The sequence below is a fragment of the Mesorhizobium sp. LNHC229A00 genome, from assembly GCF_000502415.1.
Lineage (GTDB): Bacteria > Pseudomonadota > Alphaproteobacteria > Rhizobiales > Rhizobiaceae > Mesorhizobium.
The window spans coordinates 1-359 of the sequence record NZ_AYWQ01000217.1 but is presented as its reverse complement, the minus strand read 5'-3'; the positions used below and the strand labels follow the sequence as shown (position 1 = coordinate 359).

1 protein-coding gene is annotated in these 359 nt (G+C 62.1%); it reads right to left on the bottom strand.

Features of this window, described 5'->3' with window-relative positions; all coding sequences use genetic code 11:
* Nucleotides 1-359, bottom strand: a 359-nt coding sequence (locus tag X742_RS0139870) for a nitrogenase component 1 (RefSeq protein ID WP_031248898.1), incomplete at both ends; no start/stop codon positions are given.

The window sequence follows — 359 nt, the reverse complement described above, 5'->3', positions numbered from 1 at the left end:
AGAGGTGCCGACGATCTCGATCCCGATCTCCATCAGCGCATGGACGACCGACCAGGACTTCACACCGCCGGTGTTGAGCAGCACGCGCTTGCCTTCGAGCCTCGGCCGGTAGGCGGCTAGCTTCTTCCAAGCGATCGCCTCTTCCTCTGCAATCAATACCTCGGTGCGGCCGAGGATCTCCGGATCGGCACCCTTCTGCACGAGCAGCTGAGAGATTTGTCGGAGTGCTTCCGAGGTGTCGGTGATGCCGTAGAAGGATCCCTCGAAAAACGGGATGTCCCATCGCTCGTCCATCTTGCGTGCCAGATTGATGAGCGCGGTCGAGCACACCATCATAGCCGCCCGGGCGCGGTGCGCGC